The organism is Bacillus sp. FJAT-29814 (assembly GCF_001510715.1).
In the GTDB taxonomy this organism is placed as follows: Bacteria; Bacillota; Bacilli; order Bacillales; family Cytobacillaceae; genus Neobacillus.
In genome coordinates, this window is the sequence record NZ_LMTJ01000008.1 from 141,129 (window position 1) to 157,389 (window position 16,261).

The following is a 16,261-nucleotide window of genomic DNA, read 5'->3' on the forward strand; positions in this document are numbered from 1 at the left end:
GAAATGGCAAGGCCATCGAAAAGCGTAAAAACCATGAGCAAAAACTTAACAAAAGATGAAATTGCGGTTAGAACGCAAGTGGAGGAAAAGCTAAAAGGTGCTGCAGATAATATTTCCCCTCCTAAACATTTGAATGCTAGGCAGAAAAAGATCTTTAACTATGTTGTTGAGGAATTGCATGCCAGTGGGATTCTTGGGAATTTGGATGTTTATATTTTGGGAACCTTCGCAATTGCTATAGATCGCTTACAGAATATCGAAAAGCTGATTAATAAAGATATCGAAAAGCTTTTAGATAAAGATCTTATGCGAGCTAAAGAAAAATATACAAAAGACTTTTTCCGATGTTGTACTGAATTAAGCCTATCACCTCAAAGCCGGGCCAAACTGGGGAATATCAATTTTCAGGTGAAAGCCAAGGAAGATGATCCGCTGCTGAAAGTCCTGGCTGGTGGTAAAAAGTGATTTTTGAAAAAGCGGTTCGCTACGCTGAGAGGGTTGCAGCTGGCAAGGAAATAACGACTAAAGAAGTAATCATTCAGTGTAATTGGTTCCTGAGAGATCTGGAGAGGCAGCATGAGGATAAGTTCCCCTATTACTTTGATGAGACTGAAATTGAAACGGTAGAAGGAATCTTGTCTTTACTCAATTTCGCTACTGGATTAGGGGTAACGGGTAAAACTATTTTGGATGGCTTGGAAGGATTCCAGGCTTTTTTTCTTGTTAATATTTTTGGTTGGCGATTTAAAGAGGATCCTGATAAGTTTCGATACCGGGATGTCACTCTATTTATTCCGAGGAAAAATGCCAAAACCTTTATATGTGCCTTGATTTTTATCATTCTCATGCTTACTGAGGATGATTATTCAGAGTTTTATTCTATTTGTTTGGACCGGGAACTGGCCGGGGAAGTAAAAAAGGCCATGACTCAAATTCTAAAAGCGAGTCCCTATATTGGAAAATACTTTGTGGTTCCGAAAACACTTAGCGGCAAGATTATTTGCAAATTGACCAATAGCTTTTATCAAGCAAGAACTGGGGAAGCAAACAAAAATAACACTATTCGTCCGTCTGCCTTTATCGCAGATGAGGTTGGAGCATTTAAGGACTACGGCAATATAAACGCAATGAAATCTGGCCAGCTGAACGTTAAGAACCCACTACGATTTAAGCTGACCACGGCATATGCTGAGGATAAGTCAATCATGCTCGAGGAGCTGGCATATATCAAAAAGGTATTTGCCGGCATAATCGAGGATGACCGGATGTTTGCGCTACTTTATTATGCAGAACCGGAGCATCTTTGGGACGATACCGGATTATACCAGGCAAACCCTTTAAGGATTGAGGAAAACTACAATGAAATTCGGGATAGCCGACAGGCGGCCTTAGAAAAGCCAGCCGAACGTGAAGAATATCTCTGTAAACATATGAATCATTTTCTCCCTTCTAATAGTGGTGAGGCTTATGTAAACATTGATGATGTTCGAAAATGCAAGATTGATAGTTTTGATTGGACCGGCCGGCAGGTGTGGTTAGGGTTAGACTTGGCCATGACCAATGATAACTGCTCGTACTCTATGGTCACGGAAGAGGATTGGAAAATCTATGCTGAATCGTTTGCTTTTGTACCTACTGAACGGATTCCAGAAAAAAATCGGCTGGAAAAAATCAATTACTATGAATTTATTAAGCAGGGCGTTTGCTTTGCTTGCGGCGACATGACTGTGGATTACGGATTTATTGAAGAGATAATCTTGGCCATAGAGGAAAAGCATAAGGTAATTGTGGTTGGGATTGCCTATGACCGTTATAACTGTTTGTCCACGGCACAGCGGCTAGAAAGAGAAGGATATAAAACTGTGGAAGTAAAGCAGCATTCTAGCGTTCTCCATCCAGCGACTAAATTATTGAGAGAGAAAATTCTTAATAAAGAATTCCACTACATGAAAAATGGTCTGTTAGAGGAGAATTTTCAAAACGCCAAGGTTACCGAGGACACCAATAAAAACATTTACGTTAACAAGAAAAAGTCTACCGGCAAAGTGGATATGGTTGTTAGTTTAATCAACGCTATTTATCTCTTGCAGCAAGATGTAATTTTTAATCCGGATGCTAATTTTGGGGCCCAGGTTATTTAGGAGGAGGTGAGAATGTGGGTTTATGGCAAAGATGGCGGGAATTTAGGCAATACCAGAGGGAACAACGAGAAGGGATTTCACTTGAAGAGCTGCTTCTGAGCTCGGGGCTAATAACCGGCGATATTACCAAGGAGCAGGCTTTAAATATCCCGGCAGTAAGCGCATGTGTGGGAATTATCACCGATACAGTTGCTTCCCTGCCTATACAGTTGTATAAGGCCGATAACGGGAAAGTGACCGAAATCGAGGGTGATAACCGTCTTTCGCTTTTGAACGATGATACCAAGGACACCTTGGATGGTTTTCAATTTAAAAAAGCTCTTGTCGAGGACTATCTGCTAAATGGAGCTGGATATGCTTTTATAAATCGCGCCAGGAACGAATTGAAAAGTCTGCATTATGTGGACTATAGGAATGTCGCGATCAACATGAATGTGGATCCAATATTTAAAGACTACGATATTCTTGTCCACGGATCTATGTATCGTGATTTTGAGTTTTTAAAACTCACCCGAAAAACTAAAGATGGTGTTACCGGGAAGGGAATTATTCAGGAAAACAACAAAATGCTATCCGTTGCATACAATTCTTTAATTTTTGAGGAGATTCTAGTAAAAACGGGTGGTAATAAGAAGGGGTTTGTAAAAAGCCAAAATCGCTTAAGTCAGGATGCTATTGATGAATTAAAAGCGGCATGGAAAAAACTCTATGGCAATAATTCGGAGAACGTTGTTGTATTGAACAACGGTCTAGATTTTCAGGAAGCCTCAAACACATCCGTGGAAATGCAGCTTAACGAAAATAAGAGGACCAATTCTGCTGAAATCTCCAAGATATTTATTGTTCCCCAATCCATTTTGGATGGGACTGCTAGTGACGAAGTGTATAACAACTGGATAAAGGTTTGTATCTTGCCTATTTTGGTGGCCATGCAAACAGCTTTAAATAAGGACCTATTGCTTCCTAGTGAAAAAGGGTCTTTTTATTTTGTCTTTGACACGAAAGAGCTACTTAAAGGCGACATCGAAAAGCGGTTTAAAGCCTATGAAATCGCCTCTAAAAGCGGGATTATGCAGATTGATGAAATCCGGTATAGAGAAGATTTGGAACCATTAGGTCTAAACTTTATCAAACTTGGCTTGCAGGATGTTCTTTATAATCCGGTAACCAAAGAAATCTACACGCCGAATACCAATAAATCGGCCAACATGAATAACCCTGACAAGGGCTTGGGAGGAGGTGATGATAATGCGAATAGAAATCCGGGAGAACCAGGTGCTGCTTGATGGGTACGTGAATGCTGTTGACCGTGAAAGCAGGGTGCTGCCATCACCTCGTGGACGGTTTAAGGAAAAAATTAAGCCGAAAACCTTTGAAAAAGCACTTCGTAAGGCTGATGATGTAGAATTGCGGTTTAACCATGATTCAAACCGTAAATTAGGGTCCATCAAAGAAGGCAACCTGCAATTGTATGAGGACAATATTGGTTTACGGGCCATTGCTACGGTAACCGATGATGATGTTATCTCCAAGGCAAAAAACGGAGAATTACGGGGCTGGTCATTTGGGTTTATCGACAATAAACCATGCTGGGAAGATGGTTCTGACGGTATTCAGCGCCGAACATTAGAGGATATTGACCTCTTAGAAGTGTCTATTTTGGATAAAACGCCGGCTTACATCGCTACCTCCATCGAGGCTCGCGGTGAAGAAGAGGTTATCACTGAAAATCGCTCTGATGAATTTAAAGCAGAGATTGAGGACTTATCTTCCAAAAATGAAAAGCGAGAAAAAGTTGATCATTCTCTTTTTGAAAGAGAAATTGAATATCTTAAATTGAAAGGTGGACAATAAGCATGTCATTTTACAAAGTACTAGCTAAACCAGTAATTGAATACCGATCCATGCCTACTCTTTTGGAGCAACGTAACAATCTAATGGATGAAATGGACGGAATCCTCAAAAAAGCAAAAGAGGAAACTCGTGCTTTTTCAGATGATGAGACTAAACGTTTCGATGAAATCAAAGGTGAAATTGCAAAAATTGATAAAACCATTGCAGCAGAGGCAGAAGCTCGCGCTTTGGACAAAAAGAAGCCTGTTAAAAAGACTGAAGTTGAGGAACGCGCCGCTGCTGAAGAACGCGCTTTTGGCAATTATATTCGTGGAATAGTGGAAGAACGCGCTGACGTTAACCTGACTGTAGGTGATAATGGAGCCGTAATTCCGTCATCGATTGCCAATAAAATCATCAAAAAGGTTTATGATCTATCACCAATTTATCAACTGGCGACTCGTTACAATGTGGGTGGGAAACTTAGCATTCCTTACTATGATGAGTCAACTCAAAGCATTACAATGGCATATGCTACTGAATTTACAGAACTAGAGTCAACATCCGGAAAGTTTTTGAGCATTGAACTACAGGGATTCTTGGCCGGAGTATTATCAAAGGTATCTAAATCTTTGATCAATAACTCTCAATTTGATGTTGTCAGCTTTGTTATTACAGCTATGGCTGAATCCATCGCAAAATGGATTGAAAAAGAGTTGCTTAATGGTACTGCAGGGAAGGTAGCCGGTCTTTCAACAGTGACTCAAACCGTCACAGCAGCAAGCCAAACAGCAGTCACTGCTGATGAATTGATTGACGTACAGGAAACTGTTCCAGATGTGTTCCAAGGAAGCTCAATTTGGATCATGAACAAAGCAACTCGTGCTGCTATTCGCAAGCTTAAAGACGGCCAAGGCAATTACTTGTTGAACAAGGATGCTACTGCGCGTTGGGGATATACACTTTTAGGTAAGGATGTTTACACATCTATCAATGCACCGGCAATGGCAGCTGGTAAGACCGCTATTTTCTACGGTGATATGAGCGGCCTGGCAGTTAAATTGTCTGAGGATGTTTCCATCGAGGTCCTTCGCGAGAAATTCGCTACTCAGCACGCTGTGGGTGTTGTCGGCTGGATTGAAATCGATTCTAAGGTTGAAAATGCACAAAAAATCGCCAAATTAGTGATGAAAGCTTAAAGAGAGTGGGTTTATCTCACTCTCTTTTTTTAGGGGGTGACGTGATGAAAGTAAAGGCATTGGTTAGCTTTGCCGGAGTTGTCACCATGGGTGTTGGTGAAGTGAAGGAAATTAAAGATAAGGCCATTTGCGAGGATTTGCTCCAAGCAGGATATGTAGAGGAAGTACCTTCTAAGAAAAAGGTGAAAACCGATGAAAATTAGTGAGGTAACCAGGCAAGATTTAAAAGACTATGCCCGTGAATATAACGATGATCCTGAAACAAATAAGACATTTGACCTTATTCATACAGCCGGAAAGTCATACATCAAAAATTATACTGGACTATCCTATGACCAAATGGATACAAAAGAGGATTTAACAATTGTTCTTTTTGTTCTAGTAAATGAAATGTACGATAATCGTACTTTTTCCGTTGAAAATGACAAGGTAAATCCGGTCATAAAATCTATCCTAGACATGCACTCTATCAATTTGTTATAGGGGTGATTTTATTGACTAGATACAGGATAAATCCGGGAGAATTTCGACATGTCATTTCATTTCAAAAGAAGTCGGGCGTCCAAAACAGTTACGGTGAAAAATCTAATGATTGGGTGGATGTTATAAAATCACGTGCCGGCATTTATCCGGTTAGCGGAAAAGAATTTTTCGCGGCCGAAACGATAAATAGCGAGGTTACTCATAAGGTTAATTTGAGGTACCTTTCGGGGATTACACCCGATATGCGAATAAAGTTTGGAGAACGTTTTTTTAGCATTATTTCTGTAATTAACTTTCAGGAAAAAAACATTGAGCTCCAGCTGCTATGCAAGGAGTTGATATAATGGCCAGCGGATATCCCGAAATCGAAGGTTTTGCTGAGTTAATGAGACAGTTAGAAAGGGTCGAAAAGGTCCCTAAGAGCGTGGCGACAAAAGCAGCTCGTGAAGGTATCAAAGACCCTTTGAAAGACGCGAAAGCGAATGCTCCGGAATTATCAGGCACATTAAAAAACGGTATTATTAAGATTTTGGAAAAAGCACCACGAAAAAAATGTAAATCCGTTTATCGAATTGTCTTTGACAGGGCGCTTAATCCAGTATTCCAAAAACCAATTAAAAACCCTGGCATATACGGCGGAAAAAAACCTACCGGATACTATCCTGTTTCTCAGGAATATGGTTTCAATACCGCAAATGGATACGAACCCGGTCTTTACTTTGTACGTGACGCTCTGGCAGAAAATGAAGCTGAATCCACAAGAAAAATAGTTAAGCGATTAGGAAAAGAAATAGACAAGTTGTTAAAGTGAGGTGTTTTTGATGAACTTTGAGGAGGCTTTGAGGGCTGAATTCGAGACTATACCAGGTCTATCCAATAAAATATTCCCCTTGGCAGCTCCCGAAGGGGAAAAGGCACCTTTTTTGATATACGTGTCTAGTGATGGTATTCCTGACAAAAGTCTGCAGGGCTATCTGAGTACCAGAGAAGTAGTTTGCGAAATTTATATTTTGCATGATAGTTACGCTAGCATGAAAGCTTTAACAAAAGCGGTAGTGGCAAAAATCATATCTTTCCAAGGGCGAGTAATTGGCGAAAATGGTCCATTTATTCAAAACGCCACTTATGATGACCCTGTGAAACGTTATGAGAAGGAAATATCTCTTTATAGATCAGCATTTGATTTAAGAGTTAAATTTTAAGGAGTGATAATAATATGCCTCAAGCAATGGGTACAAAAATTCTGATCGGCGCGAACAGTGTCGCTGATTTAACCAGTATTGGCGGTTTAGAACCAAGTGCTGATACTATAGAAACTACCACACTTGATAGCGTAAATGGTTGGCGAACATTTGCGCAGGGTTTAAAAGATGGTGGGGAAGTTTCGCTTAGTGGTTTCTTAAACGCTGGTGACACAAACGGTCAAGTGGCCCTTTATAATGCGTTTAATGCAGGAACCTTAATGCCGTTCACCATTTTATTCCCTTTTGGTGCATCTTGGACCTTTAACGGCATCGTGACGGGCGTTAGCACCGGAGCAGAATTAGAGGACAATGTCAGCTTTGAATCAACGATTAAGGTATCTGGCCAACCGACTTTAGGATTAACGCCTTCTGGTGGCTTAACAGCTTTATCCTTAACCGGTACCGGCGGAGCGTTAACACCGGCGTTTAATGCTGGTAACAATCTATACGCATATAGCGGTGTTACTGCTGCATCCGTCACGCTTACGGCGACAGCTGCTAACCATACTATCAATCTATTCGTGGATGGGGTACTCACACAGACACTTAACAGTGGAGTTGCATCTGCAGCCATACCAATCACAGCAGTTGGATCTAAAAAACTTGTTCTCATGGCTCAAGAGCCGAACAAGGCGCCAAAACTTTATGAAGTAACACTCGTTAAGACTGCTTAAGACTAGGGATAATTCTCTAGTCTTTTTATTTGTATAGGAGGGGTAAACTTTGAAGGTTGATATCGATGTAATAGGGCCTAATCAGGCAAAGGTTAAGATCGATGACAAGGAAATAAGGGGATTAACTGCAGTTAAGTTTGAAGCGTCGGTGGATGATTTTCCCTCAGTAACTCTTTCATTTTATCCAACAGAGATAAATTGTACTGCAGATACACCATTGGCTTGGGTAAAAAAGGAGGAAAAATAAATGCCGGATAAAAACGACGTAGTCATTATTAATCTCGACCGTCCGCGAGAATTACGCTTTGGACATAAAGCACTGAAAAAATTAACAGCCATTACCGGCAAAAGCATCGATGATTTTGACATTGATAATTTTGACTTTGAAGATTTGGAAAAAGTCATCTGGTGCGGTCTTCTAACAGATGCGAGAGAAAACAATGAAACTCTAAAGCTCGAAGACATGGAAGATCTGCTAGATCAAGCGGAATCATACAATGAAATCTTAGAAAAAATGAATCAGGCTTTTAATGTTGCGTTCGGTGGCTCTGGTCAGGTTGATGAAAAAAACTAACCTCGGATAGCGGATCTACAGAGTATACTTCATGGAATTGGGAAGAATCTTTGAAATCTGCTATCCACATTGGACTTAGCCTTTCTGATTATAACGAAATGACCCCTTATGAACTTAATCTCAAAATTCTCGATTATAATGAAAAACGAAAGCGAGAAGACGAAGATAAATTAACTCTCGTGTGGTTAGGAGAGTATTGGCATCGTATTAAAAAGTTGCCTCCTCTAAAAGAGGTTTTGGGGCATAAAGGAAAACCGAAACAAATGACCAACGAGGAAATGCTTAATGAAGTGAAAAGATTAAACGCAGCTTTAGGCGGGGAGGTGAGATAAATGGCATTACGTAACCTATTAGTCCGTATAGGTGCAGACTTAAGCGGTCTACAGAAGGGGATGAAGCAAGCCCAGTCACAAATGAAAAGCTTTGCTGGAAGAATGGCAGGAATCTTAGCGGGTATTGGTACCGGGCTGACACTTAAAGAAGGAATCGAGGACGCAATTAAGTTTGAATCCCTGATGGGAACTGTTAGCGGTACGCTGGGTTCTAGTATGAGAGATTTTGTCAAATGGCAAAACACCGTTGGTGCAGCAATGGGGTTCAGTAAGCTAGAAACCGCAAAGATGGCAAACGAATTCTCTTTACGATTGAAAGCGACGGCTAAAGACTCTCAAGATTTATTGAACCAGACAACGAATCTAATGAAAGCAGCAGCAATAATCCGTTCTAGAACAGGGATGGAAATGACTGAGATTTCGGACCGTATGCGGTCTGCGATGAACCAAGAAGCTGACGGGGCAGATGAGCTCGGAATCGATGTCCGTGTAGCAGCTGTCACTATGTCAAAGGCTTACAGGGATATCGCAAAGAGTGCTCCCTGGGAAACGCTAAGCACCGAAATGAGAAAGGCTGTTCTTGCACAGTATATTGTGGAAAAGACTCAACAGAACTTTGGTTGGGAAATTGCCAACAATACAGCTTTATTGAAAGGTAATTTTATAGCTGCCCTAAGTGATACCAGGATGGCGCTTGGACAAGCGTTTCTACCAATCTTAAATATCGCATTGCCGGTATTAACAACCTTTATGAGGTACGTTGAAAAGGCATTTCAAACATTTGCAGGTTTTATGCGGGCGTTGTTTCCAAAGGCAAATATAAAAGCTGGGGAAGCACAAACGGCGGCAATTGCGAATCAAACAGGTGCTACAAATGATTTAGGCAATGCTATTGATAAAACTGCAAAGAAGAAAGCAAAAGCGGATAAGGCGGCATCCAGAGGTGTAGCAAGCTTTGATGAAGTAAACACTCTCAACGAACCATCTTCAGGTGGTGCCGGTGCAGGGACCGGTGACGCAGGAGCTGGTGCTAGCTTGGGAGGTGGATTTGATCCCGGTGAATCAGAGGATACGATTACTAAAATCTCTGAAAAGGTAAAGGAATTTGCCGAAAAGGTGAAAAAGTTCTTTGCCCCAGCGGTTGAAATGTTTAAAAAGGCGTGGGGGGCCGTGTCCGATTTCTTTATTGAAAAGGTAAAAGGAATGATTGCCTTTTGGAAAGAAAATGGCTCTATGATCATCCAGGCATTTAAGAACATCTGGAATTTTATAAAGCCGATAGTAATGTTTATTGTGGATTTTATTTGGGAATCAATCAAGGGTTTAATTGATGGAGTGATTAAAGTTTTCCAGGGATTATTGAAATTTATCGGTGGCGTTTTTACCGGGAATTGGTCTAAGGCTTGGGAAGGACTTAAGGATATGTTCTCCGGGGCCATTAAGGCAATTTGGAATTTTTGGAATCTCACATTTGTAGGTGGAATCAAAAAATCGCTTATTGAAATTGTGACAAACGGAGCCAAATTTTTCAAAAGTTTTGCGGATGATTTTGTAAAACTATTTTCTAAGGGTTTGGGTGATGTTGTTGCCGGGGTCACAAATTTTATTAAAAGTGTAAAACTCTTTTTCACAGATTTCGGAAGCTGGATGTGGACAACAGGCGTAAATATTGCCCATAAAGTCATTGCGGCTTTTGAATCAATCGGCAAGGTTGGCTCAACCATTTGGGGCGCCATAAAGAGTGCATTCAATGGAGCTGTCGAGTGGTTTGCGCGTACTATCATTACTCCGGTTGTCAATAGGTTCGAAGACATTAAAAATGCATTTTCGAAGGGAATAGGTAATGGCTTTAAAGAGATTGTGAATAGTGCGATTACTGGTTTTAATAAAATAATCAGAGCATTCAATGAGACGAAGAACGCCATTCCATTAGGCGGCAAGATTCCAAATATACCGGAAATCCCAAAACTAGCTAAGGGCGGTATTACCAACGGACCAACTCTCGCGCTCATCGGTGATAACCCGGGCGGTCAAGAAGTTGTATCTCCTTTGGATAAATTGCAAGATTTAATTGCGGGGGCAGTGGGCACTGCTGTTATGCAAGCAAATCAGTATAGCAGGTCATCGGGACCAGGTGGAGATATTATCTTAAATATCGATGGTCGGACCTTCGCAAGAATCATTAAGCCTTATGCAGATATAGAAAATAAACGTGTTGGCACCAACGTAAGGCTACAATCAATTTAGGGTGGTGGGCAAATGGCTCTAATCACAGTTGGTGGGGTGGCGTTGCCCACTCCTTCAGAGTATCAAGTCGATATTATGGATATTTCAAAAGCGGAACGGAATGCAGCTGGTACCATGATAATCGAGCGGATCGCAACGAAACGAAAAATTGAATTGGGTTGGGCTCTTCTAACAGGGGCCCAGTACAGTCAAATATTAAATGCTGTGGATCCAGTATTTTTTACAGTCGTGTATTTTGATCCTAAGGATAACTCCAATAAGACAGGTACGTTTTATTGCGGTGACCGTCCGGCTCCAATGATGCGGTTTGATAATGGTGTCCCCAGTTGGAAGGACGTTAAATTTAATTTGATAGAAAGGTAGTGAGCATAGATGTTAAATTCAACAACTGATTACCAAAAAAATATCTATGCTAACGGCCGGCAAATCAACGCGAGAATCACTTTTAACATAAATGGATCCACAAATGTTTATGATGATACGGTTATTACTCAATTGACCATCCTTGAAGAAATGAGTACTCTCAATGACTCGATTCCTTCTAATGAGTTACAGGTGACATTGGATAATACCAGTAGTAATTTCAATTTTTTAAATCTATCAAATATGCATCAGATTATTGCGCAGCGACCGAAAATCTTTATAGAACTAGGCTTGGTCTTGCCTAATGGAACTGTTGAATGGGAACCAATGGGGTCGTTTTATCTTGATGATTGGAAAAACGATGTGGGTGCTATGACGGTTACTCTAATTGCGTACGATAATTTTACGATGTTGGGCAACATTCCTTACGGTGGGCCCGGTGTTGGAGCTAACATGACTCTTTATGACATAGCAGTCGATATTTTTCGGGTTGCCGGTATTACCGATTACACCATTGATCAATCATTAAAAAATTATACGACCTCCACTGGATTTAAAGAGGCTGTCACTTGTCGGGTAGCTCTCCAACACATTGGCATTGCCGGTATGTGTGCAGTCTTTCAAGACAGAAATGGAATCGTGCAGATAAAACCCTTTGCAACTATTGACTCGGCTGGTAATTATATGACGTATGCAGGGGACGGTTTATATGCCGGATTTGACCCATTTGATACAACTGCTTATGCAAAAATGAACGACGGGAATGGGATGAAGCGGTTAGACCTTGAAAATATGTATACCGTTCCGGAAATCACCTTGGGAAAGTCAATTTATCAATTAATAATTAAGGTTTATGCCAGTGTTGATGAATCTACCGATTATAGCAAAGTAAACATAGCAATTGCAGGTAAAAACGGTGAATCATTTACAATTGACAATCCTTTAATAAATACAATTGAACGGGCTCAAATGATTGCTGATTGGTTTATCCTTGAAAGCAATTTTAACGTAGTTTATAAGGCGAATTGGCGAGGAAACCCTGTCCTTGAATGCGCAGACATCGTAATTATTTCAAATGGTATTGATACTGACTATGCGAAGCAAGGCCGGATTTATAAACAAGAGTATCAATATCAAGGCTATTTAACGTGCCAAACCGAAAGTCGAGGTGGATTATAATGCCTTATACGAAAACGAACTGGGTGGACCGTGTTGTACAATATCCGAATCGGTTTACGCGTACAGAAGCTGGCGGTTTTGACACCCTAATACCAGCTCCAGGAACCGTGACTCAAGCTGGGACTCCGATAAATGCAGCTGCATTAAATAATATTGAAAAACAGTATGATGCAGTAATGGCCGATCTCAATGCAGGAAAAGGATTGTTGTTTGGACAATGTGAGGGACTGAGTTTAAATAGTGATTTTATTGCGGGGATTCCATTGGTTGCCCATGTCTCAGAAATAAGTACTCACCTTTTCAGTATGAACAATTCTATAGACACTTCAAGGTTCAGTTTTTTGAAAGGTGGTATCTATCAAATTCATATCGAGATGGCTCGAACTGACTTATTATCTCGTCAGTCTTGGTACATTGGATATGCTTTGAATGATCTACAAAGTACAATCGCCAAGGCCGAGATAAAAGCAGGGGATTTTAACTGGAATTGGAGTTCCCCTCCGAACGCGTCAAAGGTTCCTCTCCAAATGACTCACATTAGACGGATTAGTGCCGGGGATTATTTACGGTTCTTGATGGGGTCTGACGATGGTCCGAGATCGTACATGGATATAAAATTTTACATTATGAGAGTTGGAGACTAGGAGGTATAAAGATGGATCCAATAGAAATTATTGTATCGGAGGTCAAAGAGGATGGTTCCGTTGTGATTCCTCTGGATCAATTTACGTTAACAGGGATTAAAGTAGGGGATAAGGTTCAGGTAATTTCAAACGGCGAATTAATAATGCTGCGATTAGCCGAGGCAAAATGTGATATTTGCGGTCAATATGGCCGATTCAAACTAGTTGCAAACAAAAAAATCTGCACATCTTGCGAACGGGAATTGGTTGCAGGATTGACAGGCCAGAAAGCATTTTAATTATGAGGAGGTTTTTATATGCCTTTAAATCAAAGTCAATACACTCATGCGATGGAGTTAGATACGGTCACGGATAAACCAATGCCCAAGGTCGCTGCGCAACTTATGGGCAGTAATGTTGCACAACCAACTGATATTCAGAGTCGGTATGCGCAGACGATTCAGACGCATAACGCGGTGAGTGTGGGGGCTAGTGGGACATCTGATAGTTCTTGGATTGACGCGGATGGTTTTTCAGAAATAGGTATTACTTTATTAAATAGCGGGGCTACTTCAAGTAAGGTTCACGTTCTTTGGTCTAGTGATGGTGTAACGTGGCAAGGTGCTGATTATGATGTAATCGCTACTGGCACACCTCAACAGCGAGCTGGAAATATTGTCGTGAAAGCGAGGTATTTTAAGATTCAATTATTTAATGGACATACAGCATCAGTTACGATGAGCGCGTGGGCGTACTTAAAAGCGTAAAGGAGGAATACACATGGCACGATTACAACCACCTCATATTAATGGAGTGATGGAACTGACAGAAGAAGAACAAGCGGAAATCAAAGCAAAATTAGTCGTTATACACGATGCGTTTGAAGAAACGGATGAACAGCCTGTTTGCGATACGTTTTATCTCACTTCCACCTATAACCGTGAAAACCCGGAATTTCCGATTAACGGTGATACGGTGGAATCTTTATTAGTGGAGGAATCGCCTGTCGAAGTAGGTGAGGAATAATGGTTCTCTCAAAAAGACCAACTAAACGTGTTTTACCTATAAAGCGAGCGAATCAGAAAGCCAAAATAGGGATTTTTTTTAATGGAGTCACGGATTATCTTCAACTACCTTCTATGACAATGGACGCGATTGAGATTGAGTGTTTGATTGATTCGAATCAAGATTTTGGTAGATGGAAATATATCGTTGATTGTAGAAATGGTTTAAATAACGCGTGGTATTATATCCCTACGTCGAATGGAGCAGCATTAACTGGTTCTGAACTTTCTGTTGAAAGTGGTGGTTTGACATACGGACAAAGAAGTAAAGTAAGACTTAAAGCTAAACAAGCTTTTACTGACGATGTCACTGTTTTCGCTAACTATAAAGGGTTAGAGGGTACAAAAGGCACACTCTACAAAGTCACATGCTACCTAAACGGTCAAATCGTCGCACAATACGACTTTGAAAACCCGAACAATATCGTGGGCGATAAAGTGTTGCTAAACGCAAAAAATTTGATTCCTTCCTTTGACGATCAGCGCTGGAACTTGCACAGTAACTTTAAGGTGCTTGGGTCGAACGTGGGGCGGTTGGATGCGAGTGGTACGTGGCAAAATTCAAGTATTCGATTGCCTGTAAAACGAAATTCTAACTATATTGCTCTAATGTCAAATGAAAGTTCGGATAATGGCATTATTGTGAAAGATTCAAGTGATTCTATTCAAATTAGAGCTATTAATAAATCTGCCTCGTTTAGCGTAGGGAATAACAATGAAGTGGTGTTTATTTTAAGTAACGCAATTACTAGAAGTCACGACTTTATTAAACCGCAACTGTACGAGTTAACTGGTAAAGAAGCCACTATTGTAGGCAAGCCGACCCAGCTACTTAAAGCTCCGAAACGGGTGTTGTATGCGAAACGGTAATCTCACTAACGGGTCTCGTTTGTTGCATAAGAAAGACTGGATTCAGGCCTATTTTTTATGGCTAAAATAAAGAATCCGCGACTATAATGAATATATGGTTACGGGATTATTATTTTAGCATTGAGGGGGTATTTCAATAATGTGGTATGTCTGCTATGACCTTTCTGGAAAAACTCACTTCAATGTGTTTAATACTGAAGAAGAAGCTAAGAAATGTTACGAAGAGGATAAAGAGTATTATTTACAGGAATGGGGAGAAGGAAATTTTAAAATCTCCATTGCCGAAGTGAAATGTGCCTTTGAATAAATTTAGAAAGACTCCTAGTTACTAATAACTTGGGAGTCTTTTTAGAAGTTTCATGGTATTGGCATGGATTGTACTTGGACAATGTTTTTATTATGGCTTATTACGAATAAAAACTCTCTAGGTTCCATCCTTGCTGTTATTAATTTTACGTAAATTAAATAAGGTATTTCTTCTTTGTAAAACCGAAATTGGGCATTACCTACTGCATATGATATTCCGTTCATTATGGGGACTGAAGCAGGTATTGCTATGTGTTTGTAGTACTTTTTTGCTTTAGTCCGAGTTTCGCCAATGGTTAATTCAGTTTGTCCATTTTCTATAAGCCCGCCAATGTTTGATGAACTAAGGTGGATATCAACAAAAAATTGCACTGTAGTGTATTCGGCTGGGACAACAGAGTGGTTTTGAAGCACAAAATTGAAATTCATTGGATTGGAAATATTTAAATTCTGTGGAAAAGTAAGCTGGTTTTCATCTAACGTAATCATAAATTCTAGATCAGGTGTTTGATTCCTGTTCCCAACATCTCTTACTTCATATTCTTCCATCGGAACTGATTTGAAGTTAAACCTCTTATAATACCTTTTGTCAGCTGCCATATGAGGAGCAAAATGACTTTGAGGAACGTCGATTACGTAAATTACATTTCCAGAAGGATTTGAGAGTTTTATTTGATTGATTCTTATTCCTGGGATTCTCCGTTGGATTCGAGAATCAATAACCTGTTCAATCCATTCTTTACTGATAACGTTTGGATCTACACCTTCATCTATGGAAGTTGGAACATGGCCATCTTCAATAACACCGTAGATTAATACACCACCAGCAGAGTTTGCGAAAGCAGAAACATCCTTGCTTAATTCATTCTTTTTACCGTCAGTATTAGCAAGAGAATCGATTTGCTTATAATCAAGATTTAAGCTTTCTGGGATTTCGTTTTTGATTAATTCTAAAACGTCTTCTTCTGTCCATTCCCAGGAGTTTTTCATAAGGTATACACCACCATTTTTTTATGGTGATAGAATTCAACAAGAACTGACAAAAATCCTCTTTAATAATTAAATTGTCAATATTATTTTTAGAGTCCTATTCGGGGCTCTTTTTATTTTCCAAGGAAGCAGGTGCATG

Annotated in this window: 24 protein-coding genes; 23 read left to right on the plus strand and 1 reads right to left on the minus strand. The window is 40.2% G+C overall.

The genetic code is table 11. From position 1 onward, the window contains the following. Window positions 1-3 precede the first annotated feature (3 nt). The 23 genes from AR334_RS20830 (at window position 4) to AR334_RS29635 (ending at window position 15,133) form a co-directional block, all read left to right on the plus strand. Window positions 4-465 carry a phage terminase small subunit P27 family gene (locus AR334_RS20830; RefSeq protein ID WP_066316941.1) on the plus strand — a complete coding sequence of 154 codons (462 nt, stop codon included), beginning with the start codon at window positions 4-6 and terminating at the stop codon, window positions 463-465. Beyond that, the gene (locus tag AR334_RS20835; protein ID WP_066316948.1) at window positions 462-2,141 is read left to right on the plus strand and encodes a terminase large subunit; all 1,680 of its coding nucleotides are present in this window, start codon (window positions 462-464) and stop codon (window positions 2,139-2,141) included. Before AR334_RS20830 ends, AR334_RS20835 begins: the two co-directional genes overlap by 4 nt. A gap of 14 nt (window positions 2,142-2,155) precedes the next feature. Next, on the plus strand, window positions 2,156-3,427 hold the full coding sequence (locus AR334_RS20840) for a phage portal protein (RefSeq protein ID WP_082693048.1): 1,272 nt from the start codon (window positions 2,156-2,158) through the stop codon (window positions 3,425-3,427). Further along, window positions 3,390-3,995, plus strand: coding sequence for an HK97 family phage prohead protease (locus AR334_RS20845; RefSeq protein ID WP_066316951.1), 606 nt, complete (start codon window positions 3,390-3,392; stop codon window positions 3,993-3,995). The genes AR334_RS20840 and AR334_RS20845 overlap by 38 nt, the downstream gene beginning before the upstream one ends. Window positions 3,996-3,997: 2 nt before the next feature. Further along, window positions 3,998-5,173, plus strand: a complete 1,176-nt coding sequence (locus AR334_RS20850; protein ID WP_066316954.1) for a phage major capsid protein — start codon at window positions 3,998-4,000, stop codon at window positions 5,171-5,173. A 44-nt stretch (window positions 5,174-5,217) separates the two neighbouring features. Next, the gene (locus AR334_RS30040) at window positions 5,218-5,376 is read left to right on the plus strand and encodes a hypothetical protein (RefSeq protein WP_172799271.1); all 159 of its coding nucleotides are present in this window, start codon (window positions 5,218-5,220) and stop codon (window positions 5,374-5,376) included. Continuing rightward, a complete protein-coding gene (locus AR334_RS20855) occupies window positions 5,366-5,656 on the plus strand; it encodes a head-tail connector protein (protein ID WP_066316956.1) in 291 nt (96 codons plus the stop codon). The genes AR334_RS30040 and AR334_RS20855 overlap by 11 nt, the downstream gene beginning before the upstream one ends. A gap of 11 nt (window positions 5,657-5,667) precedes the next feature. Then, window positions 5,668-6,000, plus strand: coding sequence for a phage head closure protein (locus AR334_RS20860; protein ID WP_066316958.1), 333 nt, complete (start codon window positions 5,668-5,670; stop codon window positions 5,998-6,000). Then, window positions 6,000-6,467, plus strand: a complete 468-nt coding sequence (locus AR334_RS20865) for an HK97 gp10 family phage protein (RefSeq protein WP_082693050.1) — start codon at window positions 6,000-6,002, stop codon at window positions 6,465-6,467. The genes AR334_RS20860 and AR334_RS20865 overlap by 1 nt, the downstream gene beginning before the upstream one ends. Window positions 6,468-6,477: 10 nt before the next feature. Further along, complete coding sequence (locus AR334_RS20870; protein WP_066316960.1) at window positions 6,478-6,858, plus strand: DUF3168 domain-containing protein; 381 nt, start codon at window positions 6,478-6,480, stop codon at window positions 6,856-6,858. Window positions 6,859-6,884: 26 nt separating this feature from the next. Beyond that, on the plus strand, window positions 6,885-7,574 hold the full coding sequence (locus AR334_RS20875) for a phage tail tube protein (protein ID WP_253701341.1): 690 nt from the start codon (window positions 6,885-6,887) through the stop codon (window positions 7,572-7,574). 49 nt (window positions 7,575-7,623) lie between these two features. Continuing rightward, on the plus strand, window positions 7,624-7,821 hold the full coding sequence (locus AR334_RS20880; RefSeq protein ID WP_066316966.1) for a hypothetical protein: 198 nt from the start codon (window positions 7,624-7,626) through the stop codon (window positions 7,819-7,821). After that, on the plus strand, window positions 7,822-8,148 hold the full coding sequence (locus tag AR334_RS20885) for a hypothetical protein (protein WP_066316969.1): 327 nt from the start codon (window positions 7,822-7,824) through the stop codon (window positions 8,146-8,148). A 50-nt stretch (window positions 8,149-8,198) separates the two neighbouring features. After that, a complete protein-coding gene (locus AR334_RS20890) occupies window positions 8,199-8,480 on the plus strand; it encodes a hypothetical protein (RefSeq protein ID WP_066316973.1) in 282 nt (93 codons plus the stop codon). Then, window positions 8,481-10,727, plus strand: coding sequence for a hypothetical protein (locus tag AR334_RS20895; protein WP_066316976.1), 2,247 nt, complete (start codon window positions 8,481-8,483; stop codon window positions 10,725-10,727). Window positions 10,728-10,739: 12 nt separating this feature from the next. Next, window positions 10,740-11,090, plus strand: a complete 351-nt coding sequence (locus AR334_RS20900) for a DUF6711 family protein (protein ID WP_066316979.1) — start codon at window positions 10,740-10,742, stop codon at window positions 11,088-11,090. A 9-nt stretch (window positions 11,091-11,099) separates the two neighbouring features. Next, a complete protein-coding gene (locus AR334_RS20905) occupies window positions 11,100-12,269 on the plus strand; it encodes a hypothetical protein (RefSeq protein ID WP_066316981.1) in 1,170 nt (389 codons plus the stop codon). Continuing rightward, window positions 12,269-12,913: a hypothetical protein gene (locus tag AR334_RS20910; RefSeq protein WP_066316983.1), complete on the plus strand. Its 645-nt coding sequence runs from the start codon at window positions 12,269-12,271 to the stop codon at window positions 12,911-12,913. The genes AR334_RS20905 and AR334_RS20910 overlap by 1 nt, the downstream gene beginning before the upstream one ends. A gap of 11 nt (window positions 12,914-12,924) precedes the next feature. After that, a complete protein-coding gene (locus AR334_RS20915) occupies window positions 12,925-13,191 on the plus strand; it encodes a hypothetical protein (RefSeq protein ID WP_066316984.1) in 267 nt (88 codons plus the stop codon). 18 nt (window positions 13,192-13,209) lie between these two features. Next, window positions 13,210-13,659 carry a hypothetical protein gene (locus AR334_RS20920; protein ID WP_066316994.1) on the plus strand — a complete coding sequence of 150 codons (450 nt, stop codon included), beginning with the start codon at window positions 13,210-13,212 and terminating at the stop codon, window positions 13,657-13,659. Between the two features lie 13 nt (window positions 13,660-13,672). Then, window positions 13,673-13,918, plus strand: a complete 246-nt coding sequence (locus AR334_RS20925; protein ID WP_066316997.1) for a hypothetical protein — start codon at window positions 13,673-13,675, stop codon at window positions 13,916-13,918. Next, complete coding sequence (locus AR334_RS20930; protein WP_066317000.1) at window positions 13,918-14,826, plus strand: hypothetical protein; 909 nt, start codon at window positions 13,918-13,920, stop codon at window positions 14,824-14,826. Before AR334_RS20925 ends, AR334_RS20930 begins: the two co-directional genes overlap by 1 nt. A gap of 139 nt (window positions 14,827-14,965) precedes the next feature. Beyond that, window positions 14,966-15,133 (plus strand): hypothetical protein, encoded by a 168-nt coding sequence (locus tag AR334_RS29635; RefSeq protein ID WP_156431354.1) that lies wholly within the window; start codon window positions 14,966-14,968, stop codon window positions 15,131-15,133. A 50-nt stretch (window positions 15,134-15,183) separates the two neighbouring features. Here AR334_RS29635 and AR334_RS20935 read toward each other — a convergent pair whose 3' ends face one another. Further along, window positions 15,184-16,122 carry a helix-turn-helix domain-containing protein gene (locus tag AR334_RS20935; RefSeq protein ID WP_066317009.1) on the minus strand — a complete coding sequence of 313 codons (939 nt, stop codon included), beginning with the start codon at window positions 16,120-16,122 and terminating at the stop codon, window positions 15,184-15,186. Window positions 16,123-16,261: the final 139 nt, after the last annotated feature.

Coding starts and splice junctions, on each gene's coding strand:
- AR334_RS20915 (WP_066316984.1), top strand. CDS start 12,925: ATGGATCCAATAGAAATTATTGTATCGGAGGTCAAAGAGGATGGTTCC.
- AR334_RS20830 (WP_066316941.1), top strand. CDS start 4: ATGGCAAGGCCATCGAAAAGCGTAAAAACCATGAGCAAAAACTTAACA.
- AR334_RS20885 (WP_066316969.1), top strand. CDS start 7,822: ATGCCGGATAAAAACGACGTAGTCATTATTAATCTCGACCGTCCGCGA.
- AR334_RS20935 (WP_066317009.1), bottom strand. CDS start 16,122: ATGAAAAACTCCTGGGAATGGACAGAAGAAGACGTTTTAGAATTAATC.
- AR334_RS20910 (WP_066316983.1), top strand. CDS start 12,269: ATGCCTTATACGAAAACGAACTGGGTGGACCGTGTTGTACAATATCCG.
- AR334_RS30040 (WP_172799271.1), top strand. CDS start 5,218: ATGAAAGTAAAGGCATTGGTTAGCTTTGCCGGAGTTGTCACCATGGGT.
- AR334_RS20850 (WP_066316954.1), top strand. CDS start 3,998: ATGTCATTTTACAAAGTACTAGCTAAACCAGTAATTGAATACCGATCC.
- AR334_RS20905 (WP_066316981.1), top strand. CDS start 11,100: ATGTTAAATTCAACAACTGATTACCAAAAAAATATCTATGCTAACGGC.
- AR334_RS20930 (WP_066317000.1), top strand. CDS start 13,918: ATGGTTCTCTCAAAAAGACCAACTAAACGTGTTTTACCTATAAAGCGA.
- AR334_RS20900 (WP_066316979.1), top strand. CDS start 10,740: ATGGCTCTAATCACAGTTGGTGGGGTGGCGTTGCCCACTCCTTCAGAG.
- AR334_RS29635 (WP_156431354.1), top strand. CDS start 14,966: ATGTGGTATGTCTGCTATGACCTTTCTGGAAAAACTCACTTCAATGTG.
- AR334_RS20925 (WP_066316997.1), top strand. CDS start 13,673: ATGGCACGATTACAACCACCTCATATTAATGGAGTGATGGAACTGACA.
- AR334_RS20865 (WP_082693050.1), top strand. CDS start 6,000: ATGGCCAGCGGATATCCCGAAATCGAAGGTTTTGCTGAGTTAATGAGA.
- AR334_RS20920 (WP_066316994.1), top strand. CDS start 13,210: ATGCCTTTAAATCAAAGTCAATACACTCATGCGATGGAGTTAGATACG.
- AR334_RS20895 (WP_066316976.1), top strand. CDS start 8,481: ATGGCATTACGTAACCTATTAGTCCGTATAGGTGCAGACTTAAGCGGT.
- AR334_RS20875 (WP_253701341.1), top strand. CDS start 6,885: ATGGGTACAAAAATTCTGATCGGCGCGAACAGTGTCGCTGATTTAACC.
- AR334_RS20845 (WP_066316951.1), top strand. CDS start 3,390: ATGCGAATAGAAATCCGGGAGAACCAGGTGCTGCTTGATGGGTACGTG.
- AR334_RS20855 (WP_066316956.1), top strand. CDS start 5,366: ATGAAAATTAGTGAGGTAACCAGGCAAGATTTAAAAGACTATGCCCGT.
- AR334_RS20870 (WP_066316960.1), top strand. CDS start 6,478: ATGAACTTTGAGGAGGCTTTGAGGGCTGAATTCGAGACTATACCAGGT.